The following is an 18,491-nucleotide window of genomic DNA, read 5'->3' on the forward strand; positions in this document are numbered from 1 at the left end:
ACCGGCCGCCGGGCGGCGTCGAGCCGGCCGGCGGCGGCGCGCACCGCCTCGGGCGGGGCGGCGGGGCGCCGGCCGGGGACGAGCGCCGGCCTCTCGGGGGCGTTGACCTGCGGGGGGAGCGGGACGGTCTCCTCCAGCACGTCCTCGGGGATGATCAGCGCCGCCGGCCCGGGCCGGCCCTCGGTGGCGGCGGCGACGGCGCGGGCGACGAGGGCGGGGATGTCGGCCGGCCGCTCCACGGTCTGCCGCCACTTGGTGCAGGCGGCGAAGAGCTGGTCCTGGTCGACCTCGCTGATCGGCGAGGTGCCCCGGCTGCGGCGGTTGTTGTCGGTGGTGACGGCGAGCAGCGGGACGCTGGCGGCGAGGGCCTCGGCCATGCCGCTGGCCAGGTAGACGGCGCCGGCGCCGCTGGACGCCTCGCAGACGCCGAGCCTGCGGGTGGTGCGGGTGTAGGCGTCGGCCATGAACCCGGCGTGCCGCTCGTCGCGGGCGAGCACGTGTCGGATGATGTCGGCCCGCTCCCGCAGCACGTCGTAGAGGGCGATGCTGGTGTCGCCGGGGAAGCCGAAGACGGTGTCCACGCCGTGTCGGACCAGCGCCTCGACGAGCAGTCGCGCTCCGGCGGTCATGCGGCGACCCCCCGGGGTCCCGGCAGCGTCGGGCGGCCGGCGGCGTGCGCGGTGACCACGGCCCTGACGCGTTCGCCCGAGATGGGGCGCCGGTAGCGGTACTCCTCGGTCTCGGCGGAGCCGAAGCCGGCGCGGAGCGCCTCGTCGCGCAGGTGGTCGGCGGAGAGCCAGTGGAAGCCGTGGACGCCGGGCGCCGGTTGGGCGGGGGAGTCGTCCCTCGGCGCGTCGTTGGAGGCGACGAGGACGCCGTGCGGGGTGAGCCAGGACCGGACGCGGCGCAGCACGGGGACCAACCCGTGGGCGGGGTCGAGGAGATGGCCGAGCACGCCGTCGAGGTAGATCACCGACCAGGGCTCGGCCGGCTCCCAGCGGTGGATGTCGCCGCGCTCGGCGTCGAGGCCCTTGGACCGGGCGATGGCCACCGCCTCGGGCAGGGCGTCGACGGCCAGCACCCGGTGGCCGCGCAGCGCCACCTCGGCCTCGACGGCGGCGTTGCCGCAGCCGAGGCTGAGCAGCCCGCCGCCGGTGTCACCGAGCGCCCGATGAAGCTTTTCGGTCATCCACTGTCGATAGGCGGCACTGTAGGTGGAGGGAGTGACCGAATCTCCGCGACTTCCGCCGGATTCCCAGATGTCGAAGAGATGGCGGCCGCCCTCGACCTCGGCCCGGTAGAAACGGATCAGATCCTCGTGGTTCCTCGCCTCACGGTCCGCCTCGCGGACCCTCTCACGATTCGCCTCGCCGTCCGCGCCCCTGTGGGTCATCGCTCCCCCTTGAAACCCCGTTCACCAGCCCGAACCTCCCCTGGGTTTCGAGCCTTCGCCAGGATGCGGGCGGCGCGGAATGGGCGTCAAGGAATGGCCAAAGCTCCGCGCTCCGCGCGGAATGCAATTGATCGAAGCTGACCGCGACGCTTTCTTCTTCTCGGGAGAACGGCCGATCAATCGACCGCCGTCGCAAGGAATTCGACCGGCCGCAGGGAAAGAACGGAGCCGCGCGGTGATCTGAATCACACCTCGCCGTCGGCGCGGGACGTCAACAGCCGCCAGCCGCACGGAAAGAGCGCCCCCGAGGCGCCGCCACGGCCCCGACCGCGGACCACGTTCAGTTTCGACAACAACCGAACACGGGAGTGCGGACGCAAGAAGGAAGGGGCCCGTGGGGCGGGAGGAACACACCTCCCGCCCCACGGGCCCCGAAGTGGCGCCGGGCCTCAGGCGGTCGCCGGCGGCGGGTCGGCGGCGGCCGGACCGCCGTCCTCCCCGTCGCGGCCCCGGCCGCGCAGCTCGCGCCAGACGGCGAGGATCACCAGCACGGCCGCCACGGCGGCGAGCCCGAGCGGGATGGCCATCCGCACCAGCCAGAGCATCTGGGAGTTGGAGTCCGCGTCGTCGGCCCGTTCCTTGGCGCCCTCCGGCGTGCCCTCCACGGAGAGGGTGCTGACCGGAGCCAGGTCGATCGGGCCGTCCGGGCCCGGGATCTGGGCGACGACGTTCTGTTCCAGGGAGCCGTTGAGCACCGCGCCGGTCTCGGAGTCGATCCAGGCGACCCGCGCCGTGCTGGCCGCGTAGGACAGCGGCACCTCCTCGGGGAGCTGCCCCAGCATCGCCGGGTCCGGCTGCTGCTCGGGGGGCAGCCCCTGGGCTATGCCGGCGAGCACGTCCCTGGGCAGCGCCGCCGGGAAGCGCTCCACCATGGCCGGGTCGGCCAACTCGCCGGCGGTCTCGATCACATAGACGTAGGCGGTGCGGCCCTCGACGTCCTCCGTGCGGTCGTAGACGGCCGGCGCCTCGGTGGCCGTGGTCGGGTCCCAGAAGGTGTAGTCCTTCTCCTCCGGGTCCAGCGGCCAGGAGATCACCAGGCCCTGGTGCTCCTCGGCCTCCGAACCCTCCGGCGGGTCGACGTTGACCAGGTCCACGCGGTCGACGGCCCAGCGGTGGCTGGTGGTGGACAGCTCGGTGCCGTCCTGGCCGGTCACCGTGACGTCGTCGGTGACGACGGCGGTCGACCCGTCGGTCTCCACGACCTTGACGTGGCGGTCGAGGGTGATCGGAACGTCGCTGAGGAAGGCGTTGGCCAGGTCCCCGGTCTCCAGGGCCGCCGCGTTGAGCAGCGTGGCCGTTCCCGTGTACTCGAACGTGGTGTCCGTGTCCCCAGGCAGCTGGTGGACGGACGGGTAGACCACAAGGCGGGTCACGACCGAGGCGGCCACCAGCACGGCGGCCGATCCGGACAGGACCCAGGTGCTTCTGCGCATGGCATCTCCCGGTTACGCGCACACGACATTGTGCGACGGCTGGGTCAACCTATGGTCGGCACCCGTGCGGGTCAATAAACTTCCCACAACAGGTGAACGACTGTTCACCCCAGCTCATGGGCCCGGCCCCACCCCGGGTGGAGGGGCACGGCGGCCGCCATGGCCTCGTTGCCGGCGTCGTTGGGGTGCGGATGGTCGCCGCTGTCGAAGCGCGGGGCGAGGCGGTCGGGCTGGTCGGGGTCGCGGAGCGCGGCGTCGAAGTCGATGACGGAGTCGAAGGCACCCGAGGTGCGGACCCAGGCGTTGACCTCCTGGCGCGTTCGCTCGTTCTCGGGTGTGTCGAAGTCCGGGGCGTCGCGGAAGGGCGTGATGGTCGCGCCGTGCACCCGCACGCCCCGCTCGTGCGCCCGCGCGATCAGCTGACGGTAGCCGGCGACGAGGTCGGCGGAGGTGACGCGTTCCGACTCGGGGGCCACGGTGCCCGGGTGCCCCATGTCGTTGACGCCGAGGTGCAGGATCACATCGCTGACGCCGGGGTGGGCCAGCACGTCGCGGTCGAAGCGGCGGAGTCCGCTCTCGCCGAAGTAGGCCGCGAACCCCTCCGCCTCGGAGCCGGCGGGCGGGTTGGGGTCGTGCAGCAGCCGGTTACCGCTGGTGCCCTTGTTGAGGACGCCGACCGTCCGGCGCCCGGGGGCCTCGGCGAGGCGGTCGTTGAGGAAGTCGGTCCACCGGTGGTGGGCGTTGACCGTGGTGCCGGTCCGGTGAGCCTCTGGTGACGGTCGGGGGAACGGCCGGGCAGCGGGGAGGGTGACGGCACGCTGGGCTCCTGTGAGGGTTCGAGGGCGGCGTTCGAACGGGCCGGCGCTGGCCGGACGGGGCGGGGTGAACCCAGGCAGCGCCACCGGGTCGGTCAAGGCGGCCAACGCGCCCCGCCGTCAGGGGCGTTGGCCCCGCGTGCCGGGTCGCCACGCTGACCTGCGGCGCGGCTGGGCGCCCCGCGTGCGGCGGCGGCGCGGCCGTCGGGGCGGGCGCCCGTTCTGGCCGACGGTCGTCTGACCGCGCCCCGGAGAGGGAAGGCCGGCCGGTCGGGGTGTTCCGGAACGGCCGGGGCGCGTTGACGCTGCTCGGCGGCCCGTGCCAGCATCGCCCCCCAGAGAGCGCTCTCCGGTCAACGCGCCGCCCCCACCGGCGAGTTGCCCCGCTCCCCCACGCCCCCGTTCCGCAAAGGCCCCAGCGATGCCCCTCGTTCCCCGCGTGTTGACCGGTCTGATCGCCTTTCTGTTGGGCATCGGCACCCCGAGCCTGGCGGGCGTCGAGCCCGGCGGGGCCGCCGGCGCCGCGCCCGTCGCCGCCGAGCGCAAGGGCGCCAACGTGACGCCGGTGGACGGGATTTCGGAGGCGCTCGCCGACGTCGGTGCCTCCTGGTACTACACCTGGACCTCGCATCACGACGGGATCGCGACGCCCGACGGCGTGGAGTTCGTGCCGATGATCTGGGGCGCGGACGCGGTCAACGACGAGGCCCTGGCGGAGGCGGCCCGGGAGGGCGAGCAGCTGCTGGGCTTCAACGAGCCTGACCTCGGGGAGCAGGCGAACATGTCGGTCGAGCAGGCCCTGGACCTCTGGCCGCGCCTGGAGGCCACCGGGCTGCGGCTGGGCGCGCCGGCGGTGGCCTACGGGGGCGACACCCCGGGCGGCTGGCTGGACCGCTTCATGGCGGGGGCCGAGGAACGGGGCCTGCGCGTGGACTTCATCCCGCTGCACTGGTACGGAGCGGACTTCGGGCCGGACGCGGTGGAGCATCTGCGGGGCTATCTCCAGGCGGTGGCTGACCGTTACGGCAAGCCGGTGTGGCTGACGGAGTACGCGCTGATCGACTTCTCCGGGCCCAGCCCGCGCTACCCGAGCGAGCAGGAGCAGGTGGACTTCGTGCGGAACTCCACGGCGATGTTGGAGGAGTTGCCGTTCGTGGAGCGCTACGCCTGGTTCACGCTGTCCACGGGCACCCATCGCACCGGGCTCTACGACGGGGCGACGCCCAACGCCAGCGGGCGCGCCTACCGGGAGGCCGGCTCGTAGGCCCGCGCCGGCTCGACCCGCTCAACCGCGCCAGTAGCCGAGGGCGTGCAGCCGGCGCCTGGGGAGGCCGACCTCCTTGCGCAGGAAGGTGGCCAGCGTCCTGGTGGTGGTGGCGTCGCAGGTGACCCAGGCGTAGACCCGCTCGGGGTCGTCGACCAGCTCCGGCAGCTCGGCCCGCACCTGGCGGACCAACCGGCCGCCGCCGTCGGCCCGTTCGACCAGGCGCAGCTCGTGTCGGTCCGGGTCGTGGCGGAACGGCAGGACGCGGTCGCTCAGGTGCGGGGTCTCGAACCAGAGGGTGGCCGGGGTGGCGGGGTGGGCGGCGAGCAGGGAGACGATCGCGGGCAGCGCGGCGGGGTCGCCGACGACCAGCAGCCGGGAGGGCGCGGGCTCGGGCGGCTCGAAGCCGGTGCCCTGGAGGGTGGCCTCGATGGTGTCGCCGGGCCTGGCGGCGCGGGCCCAGTCGCTGGCGGTGCCGGGGTGGAGGGTGAACTCCAGGCTGAACTCGCCGGCCTCGGCGTCGGGTTCGACCAGGGTGAAGGCGCGCTGGTGCGGCTTGCCGTCCCGGTCGAACCAGAGCCGCACCCACATCGTCGGGTGCGGCGGGACGGCGGTCAGCAGCCCGCCGTCGGTGACCCGGACCCGGCGGTAGCGTTCGGTGATCTGCTCCACGTCGGTGACGGTGAACGTGAAGTCCTTGCCCCGGAACAGCCTGAGGACCGCGCCCTCCCAGCCGTGTGCCATCGTCTGCGCCCCTTGTCCGCTTCGTCCGGGCCCGGCCCGGAGCCCAACCCGGCGCGTTCGCGCGCGGGTTCCCCGCACACCGCGCGGGGGTGAGTTAGGTTAGCCTAGGCTAAGTTCTCTGGGCTCGCCCGGTGGCGGGGTAACGGACCGGCATCGGCCGGGGCTCAGGGCTGGTCGTCGGCCAGCGCCCGGACGGTGGCGGCCAGGGCGTGCGGCTGGTGGATCAGGTCGGTGTTGTCGGCCCACTGGTCCACGCCGCCGGTCAGCGGCAGGGCCACCAGCGTCGGGTCGGTGAGGGTGCCGGCCAGGGCCTCGGCGAAGCGCTCGGCGTGCAACACCCGGAACGGGCGGCCGTGGTAGTTCCGCAGCGTGGGGTCCACCGGGGGCGCGAGGTCCGCCGCGTTCTGGAGCCTGGCGACCCGTTCCATCGCCGCGCCCAACGCCCGTTCCCGCTCGGGATGGTCAAAGGCGGCGATCGCGCGGCGCAGCAGGGGCGACAGCTCCCCGGCGACGGGGAGTTGGGCGAAGGCGCTGCCCAGCCACTTGCTGTAGGGAGCGTAGCGGCGGGCGAGCAGCAGGCACAGCCGCATCAGGTCGCGGGCCAACCGGGCGGCGACCACGGCCGAGCCCAGCGCGTCACCCACCTCGGCGCAGCGGCCGACGAACGCCTCCTCCTGGGAGATCCGCTGCCACTGGCAGGCCAGCAGATAGCGCCAGACCTCGTCCGGGTACCAGGCCAGCCGCCGGCGGGCGGCGGTCAGCGCGCCCGGGCCGTCGTGGTGGACGGCCCCGCCGGTCGCCTCGGCGAGGCGCTGCTGGGGCACGGCCAGCCAGTCGAGCGGGGTGAGCGGGTCGGCGGCGCCGGCGGGGCCCAACTGGCGGACCAGCCAGCCGTCCACGGTGTCCACGGCGACCCGGTGGTCGACCGGACCCTCGGTCGGGGTCATCAGGCCGACGGGGTCCGAGCCGGCCCGCACGAAGTGGGTGGGCCAGCCCCGGATCTCCTTGGGTAGCCGCTCGGCGAGGAACGGGCCGATGCGCGGGCCGAGTTCGGCGGCGTCCTCGGGGGCGAGGAAGAGGTCGAGGCGCGGGCCCCACTCGTGGTCGGCGGAGCGGGCGGTGTCGAAGCCCAGCACCTCGGAGCCGGCGCCGACGCGGGCGGCGGCGTGCGGCAGCCCGGGGCGGATCTCCTCCAGCAGGGGCAGGACGGCCTCCCGGTAGAGGATCTCGGAGAGTTGGAGGCCGGGGACGAAGGCGGCCGGGGGTGTGCTCATGGGGCCACTGTGGCCCGAGGGGCCGGGCGCGGGCCAGCGCGTTTCTCCGCGCGCCGGCCCGCGCCCGTCCGCTCTGGTCCGGCCCGGCTCAGTCCTCGACGACGCGCTTGCCCTGGGCGTCGCGGATCACGGTGAACGCGTCGACCACCGCGCCGTCCCCGGTCCTTGACTCGTAGCGCAGGCGGTCGGCGGTGACGTCCACGACCTGGTAGGTCTGGGTGTCGCCGCGCTGGACGCGGACCTCGGCGCCGGCGGCCGTCCAGTCGGCCGGGGTCGGCTCGTACATCTTGGGCCCGGCGACGGAGACGACATAGGCGGGTCCCGTGGTGACGGCGGGGTCGTCGGTGCGACGGTCGAGCAGGTTGCCCCGGCCGTAGGAGTGGTCGTGGCCCTGGAGCACCAGGTCGACGTCGTGCTCCTCCAGCACGTCGAGGAACGCCTCCCGCACCAGTACTCCGGTGCGGCCCTCGCTGTTGGCCATCACCGGCTGGTGCAGGGTGACCACGGTCCAGCGGTTCGGGTTGTCGCTCAACACCCGGTCCAGCCAGACCCGTTGGTCCTCCAGCCAGTCCACCACGTCGAACCAGGGCGCGTTGGTGTAGTTGCTGTTGAGCGAGACGAAGCGCACGCCCTGGTAGTCGGTGTAGTAGACGGTGCCGTCGAGGTCCTCGTCGTCGGGGCCGTTGCCGGCGCCGGGGAACTGGCGGGTCCAGTGGTCGGACAGCTTCCAGCCGTCGTACTCGTGGTTGCCCGGCGTGGCGATCTGCGGGTGGGTGGCGGTGTGCGGCGTGCCGAAGGCGGCGAACCACTCGGCCCACTCGGCGTCCGCGTTCGCGTTGTTGATCAGGTCGCCGGCGTGCAGGGTGAGTTCGGCGTGCGGGACGTCCGCCTGGGCGGCGCGGACCAGGGGGGCGGCGCCCGTGGTGATGTCGTTCTGGATGTCGCCGAAGTAGAGGAACGAGAACGGGGCCCCGGCCGCGCCGGCGGTGCGGAAGGTGATCCAGTCGCTGAACTCGGCGCCGTCGCCCAGCCGGTAGCGGTAGGCGGTGTCGGGGGTCAGGCCGGTGAGGTCGGCGCGGTGGTAGTGGCCGCCGGCGACCTGGCCGGTGGGGGTGGCGGCGACGGTGGTGGCGGGGCCGCCGTCGGCCGGCTGGTACTCGACCACGGGCGCGGCCGAGGCGGCGGGGGTGCGCCAGGTCAGGGTGGCGGCGGTGTCGGGCGTCGCGGTCGGGGAGAGCACGATCCGGTCGAACGTCTCGTTCTGGGCCGCGTGCTCGGCGGCGTCCTGCGCCCGGGCGGGCGCGCCGGCCAGGCCGGCCAGCAGCAGCGCGGCCGTGGCGGGCAGCGCGAGCCGGCGGGCGCGGTGGGCAACGAGGCGCGGGCGGGCGTTCGTTGGGGCGGACCTGCGGGCGGGGACGGTCATGCGGACTCCTCGGGGAGACGGCGGAGCGGGTCCGGGCCTGGCGGCGCCGGGCGCGGCGTGGCTTCGCGGGAACGCTTCCCGGGACATCTGGCATGGGCATGAACGGTGGGGCGTGCGGCGGTGAACGAACGGCTGAGCCACGGGGCGGCCACCCCAGGGCCGTCGCCGGCCCGCCGTTCACGGCTCGATGCGGAGCGGACCTCCCCCGACGGGGCGCTCGCCGTTCGCCGCGAGGCGGGCCGCGGCCTCGTCGGCCTGGGGCAGGCCGAGGTCAGCGACCAGTTCCACGACCCGCCGCCAGTCCTGACGGGCCCGTTCGCGCTCCCCGAGGGCGGCCAGCACGTCCCCCCGGTCGAGCCGGGCGGCGGCCACCTCGCGGCGGTGGTTCCCGGCGGTGGCCACCGCCACCGCCTCGTCGAGGCGGGCCAACGCCTCGTGGGGCCGGTCGGCGGCCGCGAGGGCGACGGCCAGCGACCGCAGGCACTGGGCCAGGATGTCCCGGCTGTCCAGCGGCCGGGTCAGCGCCACGGACTCCTCCAGCAGGGACAGCGCCCGCTCGTGCTCGCCCCTCCTGTGGTGCAGGACGCCCAGCGTCCGCAGGCAGATCGCCTCGACGATCCGGAACCCCGTCTCGCGGGCGAGCGACAGCCCTCGCCGCGCCGGCTCCCACGCCTCCTCGTCCCGGTCCAGGCACACCAGAACGCGGGCCAGAACGGAACGGGCGTTGGCCTCGATGGCCCGGTCGTCGTGGGCGGCGCACAGCTCGACCCCCGGGAGCACGTGCGCCAGCGCCTCCTCGTGCTCCCCCAGGTCCGCCAGGTGCGCCGCGTGGTTGATCAGCAGCGCGCGCCGGAGCTGCCAACTGAGGCCGGAGCCGCCGGAGTCGAGGGCGCGGCGCGTCTGGCGGACGGCCTCCCTCAGGTCGCCCTCGGCGGTGTGGAGGATGCTCAGGTTGTTCAACACCGCGCCCCGCGCCTCCGTCAGGCCGTGCTCCTCGAACCCGGCCAGGGCCAGCCGAAGGTGCTCGAGCGCCGTCGCGTACTGGCCGCCCACCGTGCTCAGGACGGTGCCGAGGTGCCGCCTGGCGTGGGCCTCCTCCACGGTGTCGCCCAGCGTCCGGGCCGCGCGCAGCGCCCGGGTCTGGAGGGTGATCATCTCGTCCTTGAGGCCGCCGATGTCCTGGTAGCGCCAGACGGTCCGCGCCAGGAGCGTGACGAACTCCGGGCCGCCGTGCCGGCTGGCCTCCATCAGGTTGTTCCGCTCGGCGTCCAGCCAACGGCGCGCCTGGTCGGGCGAGTTGAGCGCCGGGATCTCGGCGGGCGCGTCGGGGACCTTGGGGAGCCGGTCGGCCTCGTAGGGGGCGAACGTCTCCATCGCGAGCGCGGCGGTCGCCAGGTAGTACCCGCACAGCCGGTCCAGGGCGGCGCGCCGCTCCTGTGGAGGGTCGAGGGACTCGGCCAGCTCGGCGGCGTAGGCGCGCAGCAGGTCGTGGGGCTGGTAGCGGCCGGCGGGCGTCCGGTCCACGAGGGAGGCGCGGCGCAGCGCCTCCAGGGCCCGGTGGGTGCGGCGCCGGTCCTCGCCGGCCAGCGCGGCCAGGGCGTGCGCGTCGGTGTCGTGCCCGGGGTGGGTGCCCAGCAGGCGGAACGCCCGCGCGGTCTCCGCGTCGAGCCGCTGGTAGGACCAGGAGAAGACGGCGCGCACGGCCGTGTAGGGGTCGCCCTCGACGTCGAGCACGTCCAACGCCTCCTGGCGGCCGGCGAGTTCGTCGGCGAGGTCGGCGATGGCACGGCCGGGCTGGGTGTCGATCAGCTCGGCCGCTACGCGCAGCGCCAGCGGCAGGCGGGCGCAGCGTTCGATCAGCGCGTCGGTGGCCGGCGGGTCGGACTCGGCGCGCTCGCCGAGGAGTTCGCGCAGCAGGCGGCGGGCGTCGGCGAGCGGCGGGCGGTCCAGGTCGAGGCGGCGGGCGCCGTCCCTGGCCACCAGGCCGGCGAGGGACTCCCGGCTGGTGATCACGGTGACACAGGTCGGGGTGCCGGGCAGCAGGGGCCGCACCTGTTCGACGGTTCTGGCGTTGTCCAGCACCAGCAGCATCCGCCGCCCGTCGACCAGGGAGCGGAAGTGGGCGGCGCGCTCGTCGAGTTGTCGCGGGAGCGGCGGCCCGTCGCGGTCGAGGGCGCGCAGGAAGCCGGCGAGCGCCTCGTCGGCCGTCAGCGGGCGGTCGGGCCCGTAGCCGCGCAGGTCGACGTGGAGCTGTCCGTCGGGGAAGCGGTCCCGCACCCGGTGCGCCCAGCGCACCGCGAGGGCCGTCTTGCCGACGCCGGCGGTGCCGGCCAGCACGGCGACGGCGGCCGGCCCGTCCAGCAGCTCGTCGAGCGCGGCGATTTCCGCCTCACGGCCCACGAAGTCAACGATGTCCCTGGGGAGTTGGGCGGGGCGCACGGCCGGCGCCCGCGCGGCGGCGCACGGCGTGGGCTCCAGGGGCTCGCCGGCCAGCATCCGGCGTTCCAGCTCCTGGAGTTCGGGCCCCGGTTCGAGGCCCAGCTCGGTGACGATCAGCCGCCGCGCCGCGCGGTGGGCGGCGAGGGCCTCGTCGGTGCGGCCGGCCCGGTGCAGCGCGGTGACCAGCAGGGCGTGGGCGCGTTCCCGCAGCGGGTGTTCGCCAACCAGCTCGCGCAGCCGCCCGATGGCGGCGTGGCCGGCGCCCTGGGCCAACTCCACCTGGCAGAGCGCCTCCTGGGCGGCGAGGCGGCGCTCCTCCAGCGTCCGCGCCCAGTCGTCGAGCGCGGGGACGTCCAGGTCGGCGAACGGCCGGCCGCGCCACAGCCCGAGCGCCCGGTGTAGCAGCACGGCCGCCCGCTCCGGCTCGCGGGCGGCCACCCGTTCCGCCTCTTCGGTCAGCTCGGTGAAACGGTCCGCGTCCAACTCGCCCTTCGCGACGGCCAGTCGGTATCCCTCGGGCCCCCAGGACAGCCGCTCGGGCCCGCCCAGCGCGGCCCGCAGCCGGTGCACCTGGATGTGCAGCCTGGTGCCGGCCCTGGGCTCGGCGTCCTCGCCCCACAGCAGGTCGATCAGGTGGTCGGCCGAGACCGACTCGTTGGCCCGCGCCAGCAGCGCGCCCAGCAGCGTCCTGCGCAGCCGGCCCGTCACCGGCCGCCGCTCACCGTTCCGCCGGATCTCGACCGGCCCCAACACCGCGAACTCCATGTCCCGCCCGTTCCGTTCGGCCGTCTCGTTCGGCCATCCCCCCAGTCTGACGGGTGGCGGGGCGGGTGGCGGACCGCGTGATGCGTCATTTTTTTGCGGCTTCGCTTCGATATTTTGCAGAGCCCGTTATAGAGTCCCACCGTGAAGCAACGACTCTCTCAGGTGGCCGCCTTCGCCGGTGTCAGCGAGGCGACGGTGCGCCGGGTGCTCAACGGCGCCCCCGACGTGATGCCGAAGACCAGGGACGCCGTGCTGACGGCGCTGGACGTGCACGGCTTCGAGCGGCCGGCGCGCTTCCGGCGGGGCCGGGCCCCGCTGGTCGGGCTGGTCATCCCCGAGTTGCTCAACCCGGTCTTCCCCGCGTTCGTCCAGGCGCTCTCCGGGCTGCTGAGCACGCACGGTCTGGTGCCGGCGCTCTGCAACCGCGCGCCGGACGGCGGGCCCGACGCGCACTCGATCAACCTGCTGCTCGGGCAGCGCGTCGCCGGTCTCGTCTTCGTCGGCGCCAGCTACACCGACATCGGCGAGGAGCAGGGGCGGCGGCTGCGCGAGGAGCGGATACCCCTGGTGCTGATCAACGCGGCCGACGAGAACCTGGACCTGGCCCAGGTCAACGTGGACGACGCGCTCGCCGCCGAGCAGGCCATGGCGCACCTGACCTCGCTCGGCCACCGGCGGATCGGCCTGGTCCTGGGGCCGGTCGGCCATGTGCCGAGCGCGCTCAAGCTGCGCGGCTACGCGGCGTTCCAGGCCCGCAGAGGGCTGGGCAGCGACGACTGGCGACCCTGGGTGGCGCACACCATCTTCTCGATGGAGGGCGGCTCGACCGCGCTGCCGCGCCTGGTGGACGCGGGCGTGACGGCGGTGGTCTGCGCCAGCGACGCGCTGGCGCTCGGCGCGATCCGCGCGGCCCGCCGGCGCGGGCTGCGCGTCCCGGACGACCTCTCGGTGGTGGGCTTCGACGACTCCCCCTTCCTGGTGGCGACCGATCCCCCGCTGACCACGGCGCGTCAGCCGGTGGCGACGATGGCGGCCGCCGCCGTCGCCTCGCTCGTCTCGCAGCTGGGCGGGCACGCCGCCGCCAACGAACTGATGCTCTTCGAGCCGGAGTTGGTGGTGCGCTCCTCGACCGCCCCGCCGCCGGCCGGATGACCGGGACCCGACCGGACCCGGGCGGACCTGGGCGGGGCGCCGGCCGGGACTGAGCCTCCCGGAACCCATGGCTATCGTCAAGATCTTGCGCACAACGATTGACTTCTTGCGTGAGCCGATTCTACTGTCAGGGCTCGCCGTGGGGCGCGGGGCACGATCCCGCGCCGTCGCGGACGTCCCCGGCAGACACCCCAGGGCCGCGCGCGGTTGACGCGGTGTCGCCTCCGCTCCCAGAAAGGCCCCGCCATGGTTGGCTCACACGTCCGTCGGTTCGCGGGACGGGGCACGGCGTGCGCGCTGGTCCTCGGCCTGACCGCCTGTGGCTCCTCCTCGTCGTCCCAGGAGGACGGGGTGGTCACCGTCAGCGTCAACGGGCTGCCGCCCGAGACCCAGGCGATCGACCGGCAGAACTTCGAGGACGACATAGCGGCCTTCGAGGCGGCGCACCCGGACATCCGGATCGACGCCCGCGAGGGGCTGATGGACCCGGAGACCTTCACCGCCAAGCTGGCCGGCGGGCAGCTGGAGGACGTCTTCTACGTCTACTTCACCGACCCGGCCGGCCTGATCGAGCGCGGCCAGGCGGCCGACATCACCGACTACCTCGACGAGTTCCCCGAACTGGCCGACGTCCGCCCCGAGTTGCGGGACGTCTTCCGCGACGATGAGGGCCGCGCCTACGGCCTGCCCACCGGCAACTACTCGATGGGCCTGCTCTACAACCGGGAGCTGTTCCGCGAGGCCGGCCTCGACCCCGACCAGCCGCCGGAGACCTGGGACGAGGTGCGGACCGCCGCCCGCGAGATCAGCGCGCTCGGCGAGGACATCGTGGGCTTCGCGGACTACAGCAAGAACAACCAGGGCGGCTGGCATCTGACCGCGTGGATCTACTCCATGGGCGGCCAGGTCGCCGAGCGGGACGGGGACGGCTGGCGGGCGGCGTTCGACGACGAGGCCGGTCGGGCCGCGCTGGAGGCGCTGCACGCGATGCGCTGGGAGGACGACAGCATGGGCACCCGGCAGCTGCTGGAGATCGCCGACGTGCAACGGATGATGGGCAGCGGCCAGTTGGGCATGTATCTGGCCGGACCAGACAACATCCCCACGATCGTCAAGCAGTTCGAGCGCGAGTACGACGAGTTCGGGCTGGCCGCCATGCCGGGCGAGGCCACCCTCGGCGGCGGCGACGGCTTCATGGTCAACCCCGACGCCTCGCCCGAGGAGATCAGGGCCGGGCTGACCTGGGTGCGGTGGAAGTACCTCAACCCCGAGCGCGAGGAGGAGGTCACCCGGAACGCGGTCGAGGCCGGCATCCCCGTCGGGCTGCCCCAACCCAACCTGTGGCAGGGCGAGTCACAGCGGATCGTGGACGCGATCCACGAGGAGTACGCCAACGTCCCGCTGGAGAACTACCAGCCCTTCCTCGACCGCGCCGACGAGGTGGAGGTCCTGGTCGAGCCGCCCAACGCCCAGCAGATCTACACCGTGCTGGACGGCGTGATGCAGGCGGTGCTCACCGAGGAGAACGCCGACCTCGACCGTCTGCTGAGCGACGCGGCCGACCGCGTGGACGACATCCTCGCCACGGTGCGCTGAGGCGGTCCGACGCCATGACGGCACACACCCGGACCCCCCGGCCGGCGCCCGTCGCCGCGCCCGAGCAACGCGCCGCCCGGCGCCGCGTCCCGCCACGGCGCGGCGGTCGGTCGGCCGCGCTGCGCCGCAACCTGGCCGCCTACCTCTTCCTGGCCGGCGCGGTGGTCTGCTTCGCGCTGTTCTCCTGGTACCCGATCGTGCGGGGCTTCCTGCTGAGCTTCCAGCGGGTCACGTTCACCGGAGCGGACGAGTGGGTGGGCTGGGAGAACTTCCAACGCCTCTTCGACGACCCGCTGTTCGCGACCGCCTGGCGGAACACCGGCTACTTCACGCTGCTGGCGCTGGTCTTCGGCTTCGCCGCGCCGCTGCTGACGGCCGTGGTGCTCAACGAACTGCGGCACGGGCGGGCGTTCCTGCGGATGGCGGTCTATCTGCCGGTGATGCTGCCGCCGATCGTCACCATGCTGCTGTGGCGCTGGATCTACGACCCGGGCCCCGGGCTGCTCAACAACGCGCTGGAGGTGGTGCGGCTGCCGCCGCAGGCGTGGCTTGAGTCGGAGAACCTGGCGATGGTCTCCCTGGTGCTCGTCTCCACCTGGGCCAACATGGGCACCACGACGCTGATCTATCTGGCCGCGCTCAGCAACATCCCCGGCGAGCTGTACGAGGCGGCCCAGCTGGACGGCGCCTCGATCCGGCGGCGGCTGTGGCATGTGACGCTGCCCCAGCTGCGGTTCATCCTGATGATCACCCTGCTGCTCCAGGTGCTCGGCACCATGCAGGTGTTCATCGAGCCGTTCGTCCTCACCGGCGGCGGACCCGACAACGCCACGGTCACCGTGCTGCTGCTGCTCTACCGGTACGCGTTCGTCTACAACGACTTCGGGCTGGCCAGCGCCATGAGCACCGTGCTCTTCCTGGTGCTGGGCGTCTTCGCCGCCTGCTATCTGCGCCTGACCAGGACCCGAGGCTGAGGGGAGCCGCACACATGGCCGTCAAGCCCACGGACCGCGATCCGTCGGTCCGCACCCTGATCGCCCCCGGCGAGATGACCGGCCGCACCGGGCGGTGGATCTACCGCTTCGTGCTGACGCTGACCCTGGTCGGCTTCGTCCTCGCCTTCCTCTTCCCGCTGTACTGGATGGCCTCGGGCGCGCTGAAGTCGTCCGCCGAACTCGCCCGGTCCACGCCGACGTTGCTGCCCCGCTCCTGGCATCCGGAGAACTACGGCGAGGCGTGGTCGACGCTCGGCCTGGACCGCTACTTCTGGAACACGGTGGTGCTGGCGTTCGGCGCCTGGGCCTTCCAGCTGGTGTTCGCGGTGGCCGCCGCCTACGCGCTCTCCGCGCTGCGCCCGGTGCTGGGCAACGTGCTGCTCGGCATGATGCTGGCCACCCTGATGCTGCCGGTCTCCGCGCTGCTGGTGCCGACCTATCTGACGGTGGTGGACGTGCCGCTGCTGGGCGTCAACCTGATCAACACCCCGTTCGCCGTCTGGCTGCCGGCCTGCGCCAACGCGTTCAACGTCTTCCTGCTCAAACGGTTCTTCGACCAGATCCCGACCGAGCTGCTGGACTCGGCCCGGATGGACGGCGCCGGCAGCCTGCGCATCCTGGTCTCCGTGGTGCTGCCGCTGTCCCGGCCGGTGCTGGCCGTGGTGTCGATCTTCGCGATCGTCGGGGTCTGGAAGGACTTCCTGTGGCCGATGCTGGTGCTGCCCGACCCGGCGCGCCAGCCCATCACGGTGGCGCTCAACGCGCTGGCCGCCGACATGCCGGTCAACCAGCTGCTCGCCGGCATGGTCATGGCCAGCGTCCCGCTGCTGGTGCTCTTCCTGATCTTCCAACGCCACATCGTCGCCGGGCTGACGGCCGGCAGCCTCAAGGGCTGAGCCGCGCCCGAGGCGTTCACCCCCCACAACGGCGGCCCCGCGCCGCCCCAACCGAAGGGCTCCCCCATGACACCCACCGCACCCCGGCGCGCCCCGCGCCGGCCGAGCCGCCGCGTGCTCACGCTGCTCGGCGCGGCGGCGCTGGCGCCGACCCTGGCGTTGACGCTCTGGCAGCCGGCGGGCTCGGCCGCCCCGCCCGAGGAGACGACGCCGGCCGCGCACGGGATGATCCCCGTCGCCGACGCCTTCCGCTCCGGCGGCGCCCAACCGGGCCAGGACGCGCTCGCGTTGACCGGCTTCGCCGCCGAGGGCGCCCGCGCCGTGTTCACGGTGGCCGGCGCGGAGGAGGGCGCCAGCGGGCTGACCGTGCACTACCGCACCCAGGGCGAGGAGACGGCGACGGTCACGCTGCTGGCCAACGGCACCGAGGTCGAGCGGCTCGCCCTGCCCGGCACCGCCGGCGCGTGGGACACCCTGGAGACCGGCGTCCCGCTGCGGGCCGGCCTCAACACCGTGACACTGCGCACCGCGTCCGGGGACAACGGCGCCTTCGAGCTGTCCGGCATCACCGTGGCCGACGCCGCCCCCGCCCCGACCCGGGGCGCCGCCCTGCCCTACACCGCCTACGAGGCGGAGGCCGGCACGACCGACGGCACCGTCATCGGACCGGACCGCACCTATCTGACCGTGCCGTCGGAGGCGTCGGGCCGGCAGGCCGTGGTGCTGGAGGAGACCGGCTCCCACGTCGAGTTCGAACTGACCGAGCCCGCCAACGCGTTGACCCTGCGCCACTCGATCCCCGACAGCGCCGACGGCACCGGCATCGACGCGACCCTCAGCCTCTATGTGAACGGCGAACACCACCGCGACCTGGAGTTGACCTCACGCCACGCCTGGGTCTACGGGGAGTACCCGTACACCAACAACCCCGCCGAGGGTTCCCCGCACCGCTTCTTCGACGAGAGCCGGGTGCTGCTCGACGAGGAGTTGCCGGCCGGCACCGTGCTGCGGCTCCAGAAGGACGCCGAGGACACCGCCGACTCCTACACCGTCGACCTGCTGGAGGCCGAGACGGCGCCCGGGCCTGGCACGATGCCCGACGGCTTCGTCGACGCCACCGAGCGCGGCGTCACCCCCGACGACGGGAGCGACGACACCGCCGCCCTCAACGAGGCGCTCGCGCAGACGAGTTCGGAGGGGCTCGGGCTGTGGCTGCCGCCCGGCGACTACCACATCTCCGACCATGTCAACCTGACCGGGGCCACCCTGCGCGGCGCCGGCGAGTGGCACACCGTGCTGCGCGGCAGCGACGGGCTCGGCGGCTTCTTCGGCCGGGGCGGCACCAGCGTGGTGCAGGACCTCACCCTCGACGGCGGCGCGACGGTCCGCGACGACGCCGGCGACCACGCCGCGTTCGAGGGCGACTTCGGCAGCGGCTCGACGCTCCAGAACATCTGGATCGAGCACAGCAAGGTCGGCCTGTGGATCCAGTCGCCCACCGACGGGCTGCTGGCCACCGGGCTGCGCATCCGCGACACCTACGCCGACGGCGTCAACCTGCACCGGGGCACCGCCAACACCGAGGTGACCCACTCCAGCATCCGCAACACCGGGGACGACGGGCTGGCCATGTGGTCGGAGTCCGAGGCGGTCAGCGACAGCGCGTTCCGCTTCAACACCGTGCAGGTGCCGCTCCTGGCCAACGCGGTCGGCATCTACGGCGGGCACGCCAACGGCGTCGAGGACAACGTGCTGGCCGACACCGTCACCTCCTCCGCCGGCATCGCGATCAGCACCCGCTTCTCGCCCGTCCCGTTCAGCGGCACCACCTCCGTGCGGCGCAACACGCTGCTGCGCACCGGCGGCTACGAACCCAACTGGGACAGCGCCTTCGGCGCGCTGTGGATCTACGCCGACACCTCCGACATCACCGCGCCCGTGGTGGTCAACGACCTGGAGATCGTGGACAGCACCTACAGCGGCATCCTGGTCTCCTGGCAGCGCACGGTGACCGAGCTGTCCGTCTCTGACGTGGAGATCACCGGCACCGGCCGGTTCGGCATCGAGATCAACGCGGCCGGCTCCGGAACGTTCTCCGGGGTGCGGGTCAGCGGCGCCGCCGAGGGCGGCCTCGACCTGACCGGCGGCTTCACCGTGGAGCGCGGCGAGGGCAACTCCGGCTGGTAGGCCGGCCGTTCATCCCTCACCGCTTCCCTTCGTCACTCATCGGCCCCCGCCCGCG

14 protein-coding genes are annotated in these 18,491 nt (G+C 73.7%); 6 read left to right on the forward strand and 8 right to left on the reverse strand.

The annotated features are described in order from the left end of the window. The 4 genes from EBN88_RS04765 to EBN88_RS04780 form a co-directional block, all read right to left on the reverse strand. Positions 1 to 629 (reverse strand): thiamine pyrophosphate-binding protein (locus EBN88_RS04765; RefSeq protein WP_147472642.1); only part of this gene is annotated, 629 nt, incomplete at its 3' end. Then, positions 626 to 1,393: a class I SAM-dependent methyltransferase gene (locus EBN88_RS04770; protein WP_122182531.1), complete on the reverse strand. Its 768-nt coding sequence runs from the start codon at positions 1,391 to 1,393 to the stop codon at positions 626 to 628. The genes EBN88_RS04765 and EBN88_RS04770, both read right to left, overlap by 4 nt. 449 nt (positions 1,394 to 1,842) lie before the next feature. Beyond that, positions 1,843 to 2,886 carry a porin PorA family protein gene (locus tag EBN88_RS04775; RefSeq protein ID WP_122182532.1) on the reverse strand — a complete coding sequence of 348 codons (1,044 nt, stop codon included), beginning with the start codon at positions 2,884 to 2,886 and terminating at the stop codon, positions 1,843 to 1,845. Positions 2,887 to 2,990: 104 nt separating this feature from the next. Then, positions 2,991 to 3,800, reverse strand: coding sequence for an SGNH/GDSL hydrolase family protein (locus tag EBN88_RS04780; RefSeq protein WP_233580461.1), 810 nt, complete (start codon positions 3,798 to 3,800; stop codon positions 2,991 to 2,993). 322 nt (positions 3,801 to 4,122) lie between these two features. Here EBN88_RS04780 and EBN88_RS04785 point away from each other — a divergent pair, with 322 nt between their 5' ends. Further along, entirely contained in the window at positions 4,123 to 4,965 is an 843-nt protein-coding gene (locus tag EBN88_RS04785) for a glycoside hydrolase family protein (protein ID WP_122182534.1), read from the forward strand. A gap of 21 nt (positions 4,966 to 4,986) precedes the next feature. Here EBN88_RS04785 and EBN88_RS04790 read toward each other — a convergent pair whose 3' ends face one another. From EBN88_RS04790 to EBN88_RS31100, 4 genes are all read right to left on the reverse strand, one after another. Beyond that, positions 4,987 to 5,709: a siderophore-interacting protein gene (locus EBN88_RS04790; RefSeq protein ID WP_122182535.1), complete on the reverse strand. Its 723-nt coding sequence runs from the start codon at positions 5,707 to 5,709 to the stop codon at positions 4,987 to 4,989. 164 nt (positions 5,710 to 5,873) lie between these two features. Continuing rightward, positions 5,874 to 6,983 (reverse strand): DUF4037 domain-containing protein, encoded by a 1,110-nt coding sequence (locus EBN88_RS04795; protein WP_122182536.1) that lies wholly within the window; start codon positions 6,981 to 6,983, stop codon positions 5,874 to 5,876. A gap of 88 nt (positions 6,984 to 7,071) precedes the next feature. Continuing rightward, positions 7,072 to 8,406: a purple acid phosphatase family protein gene (locus EBN88_RS04800; RefSeq protein ID WP_122182537.1), complete on the reverse strand. Its 1,335-nt coding sequence runs from the start codon at positions 8,404 to 8,406 to the stop codon at positions 7,072 to 7,074. 177 nt (positions 8,407 to 8,583) lie between these two features. Beyond that, positions 8,584 to 11,610, reverse strand: coding sequence for an AfsR/SARP family transcriptional regulator (locus EBN88_RS31100; protein ID WP_199742253.1), 3,027 nt, complete (start codon positions 11,608 to 11,610; stop codon positions 8,584 to 8,586). 141 nt (positions 11,611 to 11,751) lie between these two features. On the opposite strand from EBN88_RS31100, the gene EBN88_RS04820 reads away from it, so the two are divergent. The 5 genes from EBN88_RS04820 (at position 11,752) to EBN88_RS04840 (ending at position 18,436) form a co-directional block, all read left to right on the forward strand. Continuing rightward, complete coding sequence (locus EBN88_RS04820) at positions 11,752 to 12,762, forward strand: LacI family DNA-binding transcriptional regulator (protein WP_122182539.1); 1,011 nt, start codon at positions 11,752 to 11,754, stop codon at positions 12,760 to 12,762. Positions 12,763 to 13,008: 246 nt separating this feature from the next. Then, on the forward strand, positions 13,009 to 14,358 hold the full coding sequence (locus EBN88_RS04825; RefSeq protein WP_233580462.1) for an ABC transporter substrate-binding protein: 1,350 nt from the start codon (positions 13,009 to 13,011) through the stop codon (positions 14,356 to 14,358). A gap of 14 nt (positions 14,359 to 14,372) precedes the next feature. Continuing rightward, positions 14,373 to 15,332, forward strand: a complete 960-nt coding sequence (locus EBN88_RS04830) for a carbohydrate ABC transporter permease (protein WP_122182541.1) — start codon at positions 14,373 to 14,375, stop codon at positions 15,330 to 15,332. A gap of 14 nt (positions 15,333 to 15,346) precedes the next feature. Next, positions 15,347 to 16,249 carry a carbohydrate ABC transporter permease gene (locus tag EBN88_RS04835; protein ID WP_122182542.1) on the forward strand — a complete coding sequence of 301 codons (903 nt, stop codon included), beginning with the start codon at positions 15,347 to 15,349 and terminating at the stop codon, positions 16,247 to 16,249. A 66-nt stretch (positions 16,250 to 16,315) separates the two neighbouring features. Beyond that, positions 16,316 to 18,436, forward strand: a complete 2,121-nt coding sequence (locus tag EBN88_RS04840) for a glycosyl hydrolase family 28-related protein (protein ID WP_233580463.1) — start codon at positions 16,316 to 16,318, stop codon at positions 18,434 to 18,436. Positions 18,437 to 18,491 lie beyond the last annotated feature (55 nt).

The organism is Streptomyces triticirhizae (assembly GCF_003696235.1).
In the GTDB taxonomy this organism is placed as follows: Bacteria; Actinomycetota; Actinomycetes; order Streptomycetales; family Streptomycetaceae; genus Streptomyces; species Streptomyces triticirhizae.

Excerpts from the sequence above, each read along its gene's own strand:
- EBN88_RS04770 (WP_122182531.1), bottom strand. The coding sequence starts at position 1,393 with ATGACCCACAGGGGCGCGGACGGCGAGGCGAATCGTGAGAGGGTCCGC.
- EBN88_RS04775 (WP_122182532.1), bottom strand. The coding sequence starts at position 2,886 with ATGCGCAGAAGCACCTGGGTCCTGTCCGGATCGGCCGCCGTGCTGGTG.
- EBN88_RS04785 (WP_122182534.1), top strand. The coding sequence starts at position 4,123 with ATGCCCCTCGTTCCCCGCGTGTTGACCGGTCTGATCGCCTTTCTGTTG.
- EBN88_RS04790 (WP_122182535.1), bottom strand. The coding sequence starts at position 5,709 with ATGGCACACGGCTGGGAGGGCGCGGTCCTCAGGCTGTTCCGGGGCAAG.
- EBN88_RS04795 (WP_122182536.1), bottom strand. The coding sequence starts at position 6,983 with ATGAGCACACCCCCGGCCGCCTTCGTCCCCGGCCTCCAACTCTCCGAG.
- EBN88_RS04800 (WP_122182537.1), bottom strand. The coding sequence starts at position 8,406 with ATGACCGTCCCCGCCCGCAGGTCCGCCCCAACGAACGCCCGCCCGCGC.
- EBN88_RS31100 (WP_199742253.1), bottom strand. The coding sequence starts at position 11,610 with ATGGAGTTCGCGGTGTTGGGGCCGGTCGAGATCCGGCGGAACGGTGAG.
- EBN88_RS04825 (WP_233580462.1), top strand. The coding sequence starts at position 13,009 with ATGGTTGGCTCACACGTCCGTCGGTTCGCGGGACGGGGCACGGCGTGC.
- EBN88_RS04830 (WP_122182541.1), top strand. The coding sequence starts at position 14,373 with ATGACGGCACACACCCGGACCCCCCGGCCGGCGCCCGTCGCCGCGCCC.
- EBN88_RS04835 (WP_122182542.1), top strand. The coding sequence starts at position 15,347 with ATGGCCGTCAAGCCCACGGACCGCGATCCGTCGGTCCGCACCCTGATC.
- EBN88_RS04840 (WP_233580463.1), top strand. The coding sequence starts at position 16,316 with ATGACACCCACCGCACCCCGGCGCGCCCCGCGCCGGCCGAGCCGCCGC.